We start from the raw sequence: 14379 nt of genomic DNA, 5'->3' as shown, positions 1-14379 counted from the left end.
TCCTCCGCACGTGCGGCGGCGGGTCACACCTCGCCGGCGTGCTCCAGGACGTACTCGTCGATCTCGGTGGTGGGGGCGTCGAGCGGGCCGTCGTACCCGTTGCGCTTGATCCAGGAGGCCACGAACTGGCAGGACGGCACCACCGTGAGTCCCTGATCACGGGTGTCGGCCAGGGCCTCGCGGACCAGCAGGCTTCCCAGCCCACGGCCGGCGTAGTCGTCGGAGACGATGGTGTGGTGGAAGATCCGCTCCGGCCCGTCCGGCGCACCGTGCTCGGTGTCGCGGTCCACGAAGTAGGCTGCGCCGGCGCGGGTGCCGTCGGCGAGGTAGAGCCCGTAGGCGTTGCCCTTCGACCTCAGACGGACGGTGACGGGGTTCCCTTTCTTGTCCGTGAGTTCAGTCATTGTCTCTCCTTGTCACCAGTGTCATCTCGTTCCCGTGTTCTTCCTGTGTCGAATCTATCAGGGAAACGGCGGGGCCGACATGGCCAACCTCGCGGGTAGCATGACCTTTCGATGAATACATATCGACCCGGGGAACGGGTCCTCGCCATGTGCCTGTCGGCCGTCGCCGGCTACGCCGACTCCATCGGCTTCATGTTCTACGGCGGGGTGTTCCTGTCGTTCATGTCCGGCAACAGCACCCGCCTGGCCGTCTCCTTCGTGGAGGACGACGCCGAACTCATGCGCCTGGCGGGACGCTGCATCGTGCTGTTCATGGCCGGGGTCATGCTCGGTGCCCTGGTCCACCGCCTGGTCACCCGCCGGTGGGGACGCTACCGCTCGCGCGAGGCGGTGCTCGCCACCGTCTCGACGATCTTCGTGGCGTCCTGCGCGCTGCTGGCCCTCGACGCCGAGGTGTGGGCGGTGATGCTGCTGTCGGTGGGCATCGGTGCGCTGAACTCCGTCTTCGAACGCGACGGGGAGGTCAGCATCGCGTTGACCTACGTGACCGGGACATTGGTGAAGGCCGGACAACGGTTCGTGGACTCCTTCTTCGGCGGACGCATCTCGGCGTGGGTGTACCCGCTGCTCATGGCACTGTGCCTGTCGGCCGGGGCGATCGTCGGTGCGCTGAGTTTCTTCCACGCCGGGCTGAGTGCGGTCGTGCCGCTCACCGGCTTCCTCGTGGTCGTCACCGTGGTCAACCAGGTGCTGCGCAGTCGCCGGCGACGCCTGGGCTTGCCGCTTTAACTTGTGTTCACCCGTGTTCGGTAGGCTGATGCCCATGACTGAACGCACTCTCATCCTCATCAAGCCGGACGGTGTCGCCCGCGGCCTCGTCGGCGAGATCATCGCCCGTATCGAGCGCAAGGGCCTCACCCTCTCCGCCCTGGACCTGCGTGTCGCCGACCGCGAGACCGCAGAGAAGCACTACGCCGAGCACGCCGACAAGCCGTTCTTCGGCGAGCTGGTCGACTTCGTCACCTCCGCCCCGATGATCGCGGGCATCGTCGAGGGCGAGCGCGCCATCGACGCCTGGCGTCAGCTGGCCGGCGGCACCGACCCGGTCGCCAAGGCCACCCCCGGCTCCATCCGCGGCGACTTCGCCACGGCCGTCGCCGAGAACGTCGTCCACGGCTCCGACTCCCCGGAGTCCGCCGAGCGCGAGATCGGCATCTGGTTCCCGAACCTCTGATCCGCCGCTCCACGGCTCCCCGCCGCGACTCCTACGAGGTCGTGGCGGGGAGTTTTTCGTGCCCGTGCCTGTGTCATGTCAGCTGGGTCATGCCCCAGGTAGGAGAACACCGATTTCCCGACCTGGGGCATGACTCAGCTGACAGGGGCAGTGCCCACCGGTCCGCGCGCGAGGGCGTCGCGTCCGTCCTCGGTCAACGTCACCCACCGCACGACCGTGGTGGCGTCCTTGCGCTCACGCAGGACGACGGCCAGGCCGCGTGCGGTGAGCGAGCGCAGCGCGGCGTCCAGCGTCTCGTCGCGTGAGGCGTCCGGTGAGGCGTCCGACAGGAGCGGGGCGGAGAGGTCGGCGAGGACGTCGCGACGCACCTGGCGTCCCCCGGGGACCGCCTGGGCGGCGTAGAGGGTGGAGGCGACCGCGTCGGTGTCGTCCGACGGGGACCAGTCCGGCTCGGTGGCGAAGACCGTCGACAGTGCGACGTAGCCCTCCGGCCGGGCACCTTCGATCACGAATGCGCGCCAGAAGACCACCAGGCTCACCACCGTCACCACCGCGGCGTAGATCCACCCGACGGTGGCGGAGTCGATCAGCTGACCGATCCACATCAGCACGTAGATCCCGGGGACGGCGAAGGACAGGAACGTGCGCAGCGTCTTGTTCGGGCTCTGAGGCTCCTCCATGGTGCCGCCGACCTCCGCCGGGGAACGGTCGTCGGCACGCATCGGGGCGTACTCGTTGCTTCGCAGTCCCTTCGCCCGCAGCGACATGCCCAGGTACATTGCGCCGATGAGCAGCACCACCGCGGCGAGTGAGAGGGTCCACGGTCCTGCGATGGGGGAGGACGAGGCGCCGACGAAGGTGGCGAACAGCACGGCCGCCACCACGCGCCCGGGGAGGGCGGGGGTGACGGAGTCCTGAATCTGTTGGAGAGTGCGAAATTCGGGGCTCATATAAGCCACCGTAACGTGTTGCACAGCTCGCAGCACGGGGGGCGGTGTGGCGGGGCCCCGTCCGGCGGCCGCAGTGTGCAACAATGTGCGGAGACACGTGCAGCACCCGGGAAGACGGTGTGCTCCGAATGTCGGACAGATTTCTAGGCACGACAACCGTGCAGACAACATCGAATATGAATGCCACGGCGGCACGACCCCGTACGACTCGGGTGGACGACGCGACAGTGTGGCTGCGACCTGATCGGACCGATCACACGCGCCCGCTCTTTTCCCGGGGACCAGTTCCCGGGCCGTCCACCGGGACGTCCTTGACGGGGACGCCGCGACCGCACCACCTCGACGAGAGCGTCGGGACGTGGTGGGCGGTCGCGAACGACGTTCCGTACGTGGCAGGTCAAGAGGAGAAAGCATGGCGAAGACAGGCCAGGAACTTGCCGCAGCTGCGGCAGACGTGAAGGTCGCCGACCTGGGGGAGAAGGTCCGTGTCCACGCACTGGCCAAGGCCCTGGGGATCCCGAGCGCGCAGATGATCACCGTGCTGGGGGAGCATGGTGTGGAGAACAAGCGGGCCGCGTCGACGGTGACCAGTGCCGAGGCGGAGCGGGTGCTCGGCGAGATCGGCAAGGCCGGGAAGGCTGAGAAGGCGGAGAAGGCTCCCGCGAAGAAGGCCCCCGCGAAGAAGACCCCGGCCAAGAAGGCTCCCGCGAAGAAGCGGGCGCCGCGGACGACGGCGACGAAGACGAAGCCTGCCGCTGAGGCCGCTGCCGCGGCAGAGCCCGCGGCAGAACCCGTAGTAGAGCCCGCAGTCGAATCGGCGCAGCCGCCGAAGGAGCAGGCGGCACCGACGCGTCGTCGGGCACGTTCCGGCAAGGTGACGCGCAAGGCCGCGGCCCCCGTCGCACCTGCTGAGCCCGTCGAGGCAGTTGAGCCCCTCGCGGCTGTCGAGCCCGAGGCGAAGCCGGCACAGCAGTCGACCGCGGCAGCGCCGGAGGCATCCGAGACGCCCGAGACGAAGAACACGGGGTCGGCGTCGCGCCGTCGCCGGCGTCGGCGCGTGAGCCGTCCGGCCGGACAGGACGCCGCCATGGACACCAGGGACACCACGGATGGCACGGACACGGCAGACACCGCCGCGACCGAGCAGAAGCAGGAGCAGGCGGCCGCCCCGAAGGCGCAGGCGCCGAAGAAGCGGGCTCCGAAGCAGGCCCCGAAGAAGCAGGCCGAAAAGAAGCAGCAGCCCCAGCCCGAGCCCCAGCCGGAGCAGGTGAAGGAACCGGTGCAGGAGGCCGCGGCGGAAGCACAGCCGGAGGCAGAGGCGCCGCGTCCGGTGGTGCGTCGTCGGATCGTCCGACGTGTCGGTTCGCGCAGCGCGGCGGCCGGTGCGGAGGCACTGCGTCGCGAACGCGAGGAAGAAAACAGCGTCAACAACAGCGGCAACAACGCCGGCAGCAACGCTCCGGCGTCCGACGAGCAGGGCGAGGGGTCGGCGTCCTCCCGTCGTCGTCGCGGCAGCCGTGGTCGCGGCCGGGGCCGCGCCGACCAGCAGGACCAGAACGAGCAGCCCAAGCAGGACCAGCCGAAGCAGCAGAAGCAACAGTCCGCGCAGGACACGCAGCAGGACTCGCAGCAGGAGAAGTCCCAGGAGAAGGCCCCCGAGCAGACCCCGGTCGTCGACGAGCCGGTGAAGCTCAAGGGTTCCACGCGGCTGGAGTCGAAGCGCCGGTGGCGTCAGGAGCAGGGCAACGAGAAGCACCGGGCGGTCACCCGCGCGGAGTTCCTCGCGCGCCGCGAGAACATCTTCCGCTCCATGGTCGTGCGCGACGCCCACCGTCACGACGGCAACGGCTGGACCACCCAGGTCGGCGTCGCGGAGGACGGCTTGCTCGTGGAGCACTTCGTCACCAGCGACGACCAGCAGTCCACCATCGGCAACATCTACCTGGGGCGCGTGCAGAACGTGCTGTCCAGCATGGAGGCCGCCTTCGTCGACATCGGAACGGGCCGCAACGCCGTGCTCTACGCCAGCGAGGTCGACTGGCGCTCCGGGCACGTCCGCGGCCGTTCGCGGCGCATCGAATCGGCGCTGAAGCAGGGAGACCAGGTGCTCGTGCAGGTCATCAAGGAGCCGCTCGGGCACAAGGGCGCCCGGCTGACCAACCGCGTCAGCTTCGCCGGACGCTACCTCGTGTACGTCCCCGGCGGACGCACGCAGGGCATCTCCCGCAAGCTGCCGGAGGCCGAGCGCAAGCGTCTCAAGTCGATCCTGCAGCGCGTGGTGCCCGAGGACGGCGGCACGATCATCCGCACCGCCGCCGAGGGTGTCAGCGAGGAGAAGATCGCCGAGGACGTCGACCGTCTGCACCGCCGCTGGGTGGACATCACCGAGCGTGAGGAGAAGGAGCGCGCCAAGAAGGGCGCCTCCCCGGTGACCATGTACGAGGAGCCGAACCTACTGGTCAAGGTGGTTCGCGACATGTTCAACGAGGACTTCAACGAACTCGTCGTCGACGGCAACCGGTCCTGGCAGCGGGTGCGCGACTACGTGCACCGCATGGCCCCGGACCTGGAGTCGCGCGTGGTGCGCTGGAACCCCGAGGAGCACGGCGGCGACGACGTCTTCGCCGCCTACGAGCTCGACGCGCAGCTGTCCAACGCGCTGAGCCAGAAGATCTGGCTGCCGTCGGGTGGCTACCTGATCATCGACAAGACCGAGGCGATGACGGTCATCGACGTCAACACGGGCAGCTTCGTCGGCTCCGGCGGCAACCTCGAGGAGACGGTCACCAAGAACAACCTGGAGGCCGCCGAGGAGATCGTGCGCCAGATGCGCCTGCGCGACATCGGCGGGATGATCGTGGTCGACTTCGTGGACATGGTGCTCGAGGAGAACCGTGACCTGCTGCTGCGCCGGCTGCACGAGTACCTCGCCGCCGACCGCACGAAGCACAAGGTCTCCGAGGTCACCAGCCTGGGCCTGGTGCAGATGACGCGTAAGCGCCTGGGCGTCGGCCTGGTGGAGACCTACTCCACGCAGTGCGAAACCTGCCACGGCCGCGGCATCATCCTGCACGACGACCCGGTGGAGCACGAGGAGGTCGACGACCGCCAGGAGCGCCGCGACCATGGTGGCCGCGAGGGGCTCAAGCAGGCCCGTCACGAGCAGGAGATCCGCAAGCGCTACGAGGACAGCGCCATCGAGGACGCCCCTGCGCCCGCGCAGGAGGACCAGCACGCCACCGCCGACGCCACCGCTGACGCCACCGCCGAGGTCGCCAAGACCGTGCACGGCACCCACGCGCAGGGCGGTCGCCGACGGCGCAAGGGGTCGGCCCCGGATTCGGGTCCCGAGTCCGTGCAGGACATCGTCGCCTACGCGCTGAGCCGCGCCGGCGAGGAGGACCCGGACGAGCCCAGCGGCTCGGACTACGTGTCTGACGAGGAGTTCAGCGAGTCCGCCGACGACGCCACGGAGCAGCTCCTGCGCGGCATCGTTCAGGACGAACCCGCGCAGGACGTTCCGGCGCAGGACGAGCCGACGCAGGACGCTCCGGCGCCGGTGGCAACGTCGCGTCGCAAGGACCGTCGCGGTCGCCGCGTGGTGCGCCGCGTGGCCCCGGCCGAGCCGGTTGTTGAGCCTGCCGAGCCTGCTGTCGAGCAGGTCGCCGAGGCTGCCGCAGAGACTGCCGGCGACTACGAGTCGGCGAAGGAGGCGTTCGAGCGCTCGCCGCGTCGTCGCCGACGCGTCCGCGGCAACTCCCGCTCCGACGTCGCCCCGCGGCCGCAGGACTACGGTGCCGAGGCGTCCGACGCCGGACGTCCCGCCGAGCCCGCTGAGGCAGTACAGGACGTCGCCGAGTCGTCCTCACCCGAGCCCGCGCGCTCAGCGGTCCCGCAGGTGCGTTCGGACCGCAGGGGCCGACGCCGGGTGGTGCGTAGCGCCCGGTGAATCACCGGCGTGTCGTTCCCCGTCCGGCCCGCACCCTGTGGAAGCGGTGGAGATTTTGTTTTCCCGGGGTAGGGCGGTAGCCTTGCATAGTCGCTGTTCGACCATTGGTCGATCGTGTCCGTCGGCACCCCGGTTACAACCGGGGAGCTACGGTTGCGCCGCACGTCCGGCGCAGAATCGATCGGGTCGGACGCAGTGAAATAAGCAATGAAGTCCAGTCAGATTGCCTTTTCAGGCCGTGTCCCGCCCCGTGCGGGGATGCTCGGTGGAGGGGCGGCCTGAGCCGAGTAGAGAAACAAAGGGGTAGCCCTTCCATGTACGCGATCGTCAAGACCGGCGGAAAGCAGTACAAGGTTGCCGAAGGTGACCTCGTCAAGGTCGAGAAGATCGAGGGAGAGCCCGGTTCGTCCGTGGCCCTCACCCCGGTTCTCCTCGTCGATGGCGCTGACGTCACTTCCGGTGACAACCTCGCCGACAAGACCGTTGCTGCCGAGATCGTCGACCAGACCAAGGGTAAGAAGATCAACGGCATGCACTACCGGAACAAGACCGGTTACAAGCGTCGTTACGGCCACCGTCAGCAGCTGACCGTCCTCAAGGTCACCGGCATCAAGTAAACCCAGCGACCGCTGCGTCCCGCGCGGCGGTACGAGCTTTTCCGAGGAGGGAAAAGACCATGGCACACAAGAAGGGTGCTTCCAGCTCCAGCAACGGTCGCGATTCCGAGTCCAAGCGTCTCGGTGTCAAGCGTTTCGGTGGTCAGCAGGTCAAGGCCGGCGAGATCCTGATCCGTCAGCGCGGTACCTCGTTCCACCCCGGTGAGAACGTCGGACGCGGCGGCGACGACACCCTGTTCGCCCTGAAGGGCGGCGCCGTGCAGTTCAGCACCCGCCGTAACCGTCGTCTGGTGAACATCGTCGAGAACGAGACCGTCGAGGCCTAAACCTCCGGTCACCGCCGTCCGCGGCGGTAGAGCCCCGGGACATCCCTGATGTCCCGGGGTTTTGTTCTGCGCATTGCGCCGTGACCAATGGTGAGGCTATCTTTAGTTCTGATGAACTCACCGAACCTCACAGCATCAGCGGCGGGGATCACCCGCCGTGCCTTCTTCGCCGGGGCCCTCGGGCTCGGCGCCACCGGTCTGCTCGCGGCCTGCGGCAGCGGGGGAGACGGCGGAAGCGGCGACACCCAACCCTCCGGCGCGGCCGGCGGTTCGGAGGATCAGGGGCTGCGCGTCGTCGCGCTGAACACCGGGCAGTTCGAGACCTGCCTCGCCCTCGGCGCCCTGCCCGTCGGCATCGCCCTGGCCAGCTCCGTCGGCACGGTCTCCGACGGCATCCCCGACTTCGTCAAGGACCGCTTCGGATCGCAGTTCGACCTGGACACCGTGGAGTCGGTGGGTGAGCGCCAGGCGCCGGACCTGGAGGCCGTCGCCGCACTGGACCCCGACCTGATCCTGTCCAACAAGCGCGCCGACCCCACCCTGCTCGACCAGCTCGGCCAGCTCGCCGAGGTGGTGCTGTCCAACGGCGGGTCGGAGGAGTGGAAGGCCGACCTCGGGGTGATCGGCGACGCGCTCGGTGTCCCGGACCAGGCCGAGGAACTCCTGGAGAGCTACGAGACCCGAGCCCGTGACTGGGCGGAGCGCCGGGGCAGCGACGGCACGGTGTCGCTGGTGCGCGGCAAGGGCGACGAGTACCTCATGATGGACGCGCGGGCGCTGGCGAGCATCGTGGCAGTCGACTCCGGGCTGACCCGCCCGGAGAACCAGACCTTCGACGACGCCCCGGGCCACGACATCTCCCTGGAGAACGCCGCGGACCTCGACGCGGACTGGTTGTTCTACGGCTTCCCGCAGGGTGCGGCGGACGTGACCTCCAGCGACTCGTGGACCGCGCTGCCCGTGGTGCAGGAGGGGCGTGCCTTCGAGGTGGAGGTCGACCCGTGGTTCCTCAACGCCTCGGTCGTCGCCGCCGACCGGGTCCTGGACGACATGATGGAGCTGATCGGGGATGCCTGACCTGCGGTGCTGAGGCCCGTGTCCGGAGCGGGTGGTAGGATCGTCGGGATTCTCCAACCACCCCTTTTAACCGCCTGAACTGGAGGGCGTCCAATCATGTCACGCTTCGTGGACCGAGTCGTCCTGCATCTGCAGGCCGGCGACGGCGGAAACGGCTGCGCCTCGGTGCGCCGCGAGAAGTTCGTCCCCCTCGGCGGCCCGGACGGCGGCAACGGCGGGCACGGCGGGGACGTGGTCCTGGAGGTCGACCCGCAGGTCCACACCCTGCTCGACTTCCACTTCCACCCGCACATCAAGGCCGAGCGCGGTGCCGCCGGTTCCGGCGACCACCGACACGGCGCCCGCGGCAAGGACCTCGTGGTCCAGGTGCCCGCCGGCACCGTCGTGCTCGACGAGAAGGGCGAGGTCCTCGCCGACCTCACCACCAAGGGGCAGCGCTACGTCGCCGCCGCCGGTGGCCACGGTGGTCTGGGCAATGCCTCGCTGGTGTCCAAGGCACGTAAGGCGCCCGGTTTCGCCCTGCTGGGTGAGCCCGGTGAGATCGGCGAGATCACCCTGGAGCTCAAGTCCATGGCGGACGTGGGCCTCGTCGGCTTCCCGTCGGCCGGTAAGTCCTCGCTGGTCAGCGTGCTGAGTGCGGCCAAGCCGAAGATCGCCGACTACCCTTTCACCACGCTGCAGCCCAACCTGGGCGTGGTCAACGTGGGCCATGAGGTCTTCACCATCGCCGACGTGCCCGGTCTGATTCCCGGTGCGAGCCAGGGCAAGGGACTGGGCCTGGACTTCCTGCGCCATATCGAGCGCACCGCCGTGCTCGTGCACGTGGTGGACTGCGCGGCGCTGGAGTCCGACCGTAACCCGGTCGACGACATCCGTGCCCTGGAGACCGAGCTCAAGGACTACGAGTCTGAGCTGTCGGCGGACGCCGGCCTCGGCGACCTCAGCGACCGCCCCCGGGTGATCGTCCTGAACAAGATCGACGTGCCGGACGCCCGCGAGATGGCCGAGATGATGCGCCCCGAGCTCGAGGAGGCCTTCGGCTGGCCGGTCCTGGAGATCTCCACCGCCACCCACGAGGGCCTGGACCCGCTGCGCTACGCGCTGATGGGGATCGTCTCCGAGCACCGGCGCGCCCACCCCGTCGAGGAGGTCGCCCCGCAGGTCGTCACCCCGAAGAACCTGCGCGGCAAGGGCCGCGGCAAGTTCGCCGACTTCGAGGTCAGCAAGGACCCGGAGTTCGAGGACGCCTACATCGTCTCCGGTTCGAAGCTGGAGCGCTGGATCATCCAGACCGACTTCGAGAACGACGAGGCCGTGGGTTACCTCGCCGACCGCCTGGCCAAGGCCGGTGTCGAGGAGGCGCTGTACAAGGCCGGTGCCTCCGCCGGTGACGAGGTGACCATCGGTGCGATCACCTTCGAGTGGGAACCGCAGACCTCCGCCGGCGTGGACCTGCTGCCCTCCGGGCGCGGCACGGACCGCCGCCTGGACCGCACGGGGCGTTCCACCTCCGACGAGCGCAAGCGTGCCTCCCAGGCCCGCCGCGGCCTGATCGACGAGTACGACTTCGGCGACGGCGAGGAGCCGGACCGCGAGCGCTGGCAGGGCTGATCCCCAGACCGACTTCAGCCTGAGCCTCTTCGGGCCACGCCCAGCCACCCGGACACCCGATTCCGGGGGAGGGTGCGGGGCCCCGCGATGTGGGAGTTTCGTCGGACGTGTCCGAGTTCCCTCCCGTTGCGGGGCCCCTTCGCCCGTCTCGTGGCGAGGAACGGTGCCACTGGTCCATAATGAAAGACATGTCTGACACCACTGATGCCTCTGACATGTCCGCAGAGCCCACGGTATTTGAGTACCCTGCGCCCCTGGAGTTCGGGACGGATGCTGTGCATCAGCCCGGTCCCGTCATCCCGGCGACCTCCAAGGAATTCCCGGACGCCGAGGTCAGTGAGGATTCCCCGGCCTACGGCCACCACTCCGACGTCCGTGAGACGATCCGCACCGCCAAGCGTGTGGTCGTCAAGATCGGTTCGTCCAGCCTGACCGACGAGACCGGCCTGGTCAGCCCGGACCGGATCGACGTCATCGCCGACGCGCTGGAGGCGCGCATGGACCGCGACACCGACGTGATCGTCGTGTCGTCCGGCGCCGTCGCCTGCGGCATGGGCCCGCTGGGCCTGGCGCAGAAGCCCACCGACCTGGCGACGAAGCAGGCCGCCGCGGCGTCCGGCCAGGTTCTTCTCGCCCAGGAGTGGGCCCGCAGCTTCGCGCGGTACGGACGCTCCGTCGGTCAGGTGCTGCTCACCGCCTCCGACGCGGCGCGGCGTGACCGCGCGCGCAACGCGCAGCGCACCATCGACCGGCTGCGCCAGCTGCGCGCCGTGCCGATCGTCAACGAGAACGACACGGTGGCGACCTCGGAGATGCGCTTCGGCGACAACGACCGTCTGGCGTCCCTGGTGTCCCACCTGACCTACGCCGATGCGCTGGTGCTGCTCTCCGACGTCGCGGGCCTCTATGACCGCAACCCCGCCGAGCCGGACGCCCGCTTCATCGCCGAGGTGCGTACCAGCAAGGACCTGCGCGGCGTCGTCGCCGGCGACGGGGGACGGCTCGGCACCGGCGGTATGGCGGCGAAGGTGTCCGCCGCCCGGCTGGCGTCGCGCGCGGGCATCCCGGTGCTGCTGACGTCCACCGAGAACATCGGCGCGGCGCTGGACGAGGCCATGGTCGGCACGTGTTTCTGGCCGCGGGAGGACCGCCTGTCCGCCTGGAAGTTCTGGGTGCTCTACGCCGCCGACTCCGCCGGCACGCTGCACCTGGACGCCGGTGCGGCCGCGGCGATGGAACGCCACAGCTCCCTGCTCGCCGTGGGCGTCGCGCGGGTGGACGGTGCCTTCACCTCCGGCGAGGTGCTGGACATCGTGGGCCCGGACGGCGACCTCATCGGCCGCGGCGAGGTCAACTACGACTCCGCGACGCTGGAGGGCATGGTCGGCAAGTCGACCGCGGACCTGCCGGAGTTCGCGCAGCGTCCGGTGATCCACGCCGACTACATGGCGACGTACTCGAACCGTCAGTCGCGGGTCTACGGCGCGACGAGCTGACCCACCGCCTGAGCCGGTCACCCAGATTGTTGAACAATCTGGGTGATTTTTGTGTGCCGGTCACGTAACCTTGGGTGTCATGACCGACGCGAACACCGCCCAGAACCCGTCCACCGCCACCGCCACCTCCGGCGACACCGCCGGGCTGACTCCCGTGCGCGCCGCCGAGCGCGAGGAGGTTCTCGCCAAGGCGCAGAAGGCCCGCGAGGTCTCCCAGCGTCCCGCGCTGACCACCACGCAGAAGAACGACCTGCTCCTCGCCGCCGCCGACCGCCTCGTCGCCGAGACCGACTCCGTGCTCGAGGCCAACGGCCGCGACATCGACGCCGGACGGGAGCGCGGCATGTCCGAGTCCCTCATCGACCGCCTCAGCCTGGACGCCGCCCGCGTGGAGGGCATCGCCGGCGGCCTGCGCCAGGTCGCCGACCTCGCCGACCCGGTGGGGGACGTGGTGCGCGGTTCGCGTCGTCCCAACGGCCTGGAGATGCGCCAGGTCCGCGTGCCGCTCGGCGTGATGGGCATGGTCTACGAGGCCCGCCCCAACGTCACCGTCGACGCCTTCGGCCTGGCCGTGAAGTCCGGCAACGTGCCGCTGCTGCGTGGCTCCAAGTCCGCACAGAACTCCAACGCCCGCCTCGTGGAGATCCTCCAGGACGTGTGCGAGGAGCACGGCCTGCCGCGCGAGACCGTGCAGCTGCTTCCCTGCGAGACCCACGACTCCGTCCAGGACCTGATCACCGCCCGTGGCCTGGTCGACATCGTGATCCCGCGTGGCGGCGCGGGCCTGATCAACGCCGTGGTCACCGGTGCGACCGTGCCCGCCATCGAGACCGGCACCGGCAACTGCCACTTCTACGTGGACGGCTCCGCCGACGTCGACGAGGCCATCGAGCTGGTCATCAACGGTAAGACGCGCCGCTGCTCGGTGTGCAACGCCACCGAGGTCGTGCTGCTCGACGCCGCCCTGCCCGACGAGGACAAGAAGCGCGTTCTGACCTCCCTGCAGGACGCCGGGGTCACCGTGCACGGCGAGGTCTCCGAGCTCTCCGCCCTGGGCGTGGGCGACGTGGTCCAGGCCGAGGAGAAGGACTGGACCGACGAGTACGGCTCCTTCGACATCGCCGCGGCGATCGTGGACGGGGTCGAGGCCGCGGTCGCCCACATCACCCGCTACTCCACGGGCCACACCGAGGCGATCAGCGCTACGGACTACAAGGCCACGAAGTACTTCGAGCAGAACGTGGACGCCGCCGCGGTGATGATCAACACCTCCACCGCCTGGACCGACGGTGAGATGTACGGCTTCGGCGCCGAGATCGGCATCTCCACCCAGAAGCTCCACGCCCGCGGGCCGATGGGCCTGCCGGAGCTGACGAGCACGAAGTGGATCGTCAACGGCGAGGGCCAGGTCCGGCCCTAGCTAGCTGTACTTCCCGCGGGCGGCGCCCCCTCCATGCGGAATAGTCGCCCGCCCAGGTAGGGAATCGGGGTGAAATGCTGCCTGGAGGGGTGATCGCTCTGAAGCGGGGGCCGGGCCGAGTGGGGGAGAGCGGCACGGCCCGTGGGGAGCGGCGAGTTCGCAACCCCGGAGGTTGGTGTGACTGACCTCCGGGGTTGCTGTCTGCGCGGGGAGGGGAACGCCCGAGTCGCCGCCCGCGGTGCAGTGCTCCCGCGCGCGCCGGCCGTCTCCGCCGACAGCCCCCGCCGCCTCGGTCCCGGGTGCGGAATAGTCGCCCGCCCAGGTAGGGAATCGGGGTGAAATGCTGCCTGGAGGGGTGATCGCTCTGCAGCGGGGGCAGGGGAGAGTGGTGAAGAGGGTCGCGGCTCGTGGACAACGGCGACGGGACAACCCCGCGAGGTTGGTGTGACGGGCCTGAGGGGCGGCTCTCTGTAGGATGCCTTGCATGACGAAACATTCTCGGGAGACTCTCACCGTGATGGTACTGACCGCCACCCTGGTCGCCGCCATCGTCACTCCGGCGACGGCCCAGGCAACACCCCAGTGCCCGTCGGTGGTCACCCTCGCCGCCCGCGGCAGTGAGGAGGAGGAGACGTACGCGCCCGAGGCGTCCAACGGGTTCTCCAACGGGTACGAGGGCGAGACGCTCCACCGCTTCCTCACCTACGCCAGCGCCACCCACCCGGGCCTCTTCGCTGCAGGTGAGAGCACCGTGCTGGCGGTCGACGCCGAGCGTTACCCTGCACGGTTCCCCGTCGGGGAGGCCGGCGAGGACCCCGGCCCGGCGACGATCGTCTCGGGTGTGGGCCTGTTCGTCGACTCCATGGCCCGCGGGCTGCCCGGCGGCATCGAGATGGTCGAGGAGTACGAGCGCGAGTCAGGCTGCCGGCCGGAGTACGTGGGCCTGGGATATTCGCAGGGTGTCGCGGCGCTCGCCCCGGTGCAGCACGTGCTCGCCGCGCAGGGTCGGCTACGTGGCGCGGTGTACCTGGGCAATCCGTTCCACCGCGCCCCGGAGCTCATCGGCGGCGGGGCGATGGCGGATGTCCCGGTGCACAGTTTCTGTCTGCCGGACGACTTCGCGTGCGACACGGGCCCGCGCGCGGTCGTCGCCGCGTTGCAGGACGACGAGGGCGCCGGTGCGCACGACACCTACTTCCGCGACGCCGTAGTGGACCCGGATGCGGCAGGCCCCGGTGAGCGTGAGGCGGCGGACGTCCTCGCCGGCCTCGTCACGGCCACCCGATGAACAGCCC

The 14379-nt window shown here is 69.4% G+C and carries 12 protein-coding genes; 10 read left to right on the top strand and 2 right to left on the bottom strand.

The window, feature by feature from the left end; genetic code table 11:
- Positions 1-23: 23 nt before the first annotated feature.
- On the bottom strand, positions 24-404 hold the full coding sequence (locus tag ACT3S3_RS08915; RefSeq protein ID WP_301441731.1) for a GNAT family N-acetyltransferase: 381 nt from the start codon (positions 402-404) through the stop codon (positions 24-26).
- Positions 405-515: 111 nt separating this feature from the next.
- On the opposite strand from ACT3S3_RS08915, the gene ACT3S3_RS08910 reads away from it, so the two are divergent.
- On the top strand, positions 516-1193 hold the full coding sequence (locus ACT3S3_RS08910; protein ID WP_301441730.1) for a YoaK family protein: 678 nt from the start codon (positions 516-518) through the stop codon (positions 1191-1193).
- 34 nt (positions 1194-1227) lie between these two features.
- The gene (gene ndk / locus ACT3S3_RS08905; protein ID WP_301441729.1) at positions 1228-1638 is read left to right on the top strand and encodes a nucleoside-diphosphate kinase; all 411 of its coding nucleotides are present in this window, start codon (positions 1228-1230) and stop codon (positions 1636-1638) included.
- A gap of 134 nt (positions 1639-1772) precedes the next feature.
- Here the strand turns inward: ndk and ACT3S3_RS08900 are convergent, their stop codons facing one another.
- The gene (locus ACT3S3_RS08900; RefSeq protein ID WP_301441728.1) at positions 1773-2588 is read right to left on the bottom strand and encodes a hypothetical protein; all 816 of its coding nucleotides are present in this window, start codon (positions 2586-2588) and stop codon (positions 1773-1775) included.
- Positions 2589-3000: 412 nt separating this feature from the next.
- Here ACT3S3_RS08900 and ACT3S3_RS08895 point away from each other — a divergent pair, with 412 nt between their 5' ends.
- From ACT3S3_RS08895 to ACT3S3_RS08860, 8 genes are all read left to right on the top strand, one after another.
- A complete protein-coding gene (locus ACT3S3_RS08895; RefSeq protein ID WP_444626684.1) occupies positions 3001-6537 on the top strand; it encodes a translation initiation factor IF-2 N-terminal domain-containing protein in 3537 nt (1178 codons plus the stop codon).
- Between the two features lie 314 nt (positions 6538-6851).
- A complete protein-coding gene (gene rplU, locus ACT3S3_RS08890) occupies positions 6852-7154 on the top strand; it encodes a 50S ribosomal protein L21 (protein WP_301441726.1) in 303 nt (100 codons plus the stop codon).
- A 59-nt stretch (positions 7155-7213) separates the two neighbouring features.
- Positions 7214-7480, top strand: coding sequence for a 50S ribosomal protein L27 (gene rpmA / locus ACT3S3_RS08885; RefSeq protein ID WP_038549531.1), 267 nt, complete (start codon positions 7214-7216; stop codon positions 7478-7480).
- Positions 7481-7591: 111 nt separating this feature from the next.
- Entirely contained in the window at positions 7592-8557 is a 966-nt protein-coding gene (locus ACT3S3_RS08880; protein ID WP_444626682.1) for an ABC transporter substrate-binding protein, read from the top strand.
- A 96-nt stretch (positions 8558-8653) separates the two neighbouring features.
- Positions 8654-10168: a GTPase ObgE gene (obgE, locus tag ACT3S3_RS08875; RefSeq protein WP_441579616.1), complete on the top strand. Its 1515-nt coding sequence runs from the start codon at positions 8654-8656 to the stop codon at positions 10166-10168.
- Positions 10169-10356: 188 nt separating this feature from the next.
- On the top strand, positions 10357-11664 hold the full coding sequence (proB, locus tag ACT3S3_RS08870; protein ID WP_441579617.1) for a glutamate 5-kinase: 1308 nt from the start codon (positions 10357-10359) through the stop codon (positions 11662-11664).
- Positions 11665-11743: 79 nt separating this feature from the next.
- Positions 11744-13084 (top strand): glutamate-5-semialdehyde dehydrogenase, encoded by a 1341-nt coding sequence (locus ACT3S3_RS08865; protein ID WP_301441723.1) that lies wholly within the window; start codon positions 11744-11746, stop codon positions 13082-13084.
- 484 nt (positions 13085-13568) lie between these two features.
- Complete coding sequence (locus tag ACT3S3_RS08860; protein ID WP_301441722.1) at positions 13569-14372, top strand: hypothetical protein; 804 nt, start codon at positions 13569-13571, stop codon at positions 14370-14372.
- Positions 14373-14379: the final 7 nt, after the last annotated feature.

It is taken from the genome of Corynebacterium sp. AOP40-4SA-5, from assembly GCF_052377355.1.
Classification (GTDB): Bacteria; Actinomycetota; Actinomycetes; order Mycobacteriales; family Mycobacteriaceae; genus Corynebacterium.
Note: the sequence above shows the minus strand (reverse complement) of the source record. Positions and strands in the feature narration are given on the sequence as shown.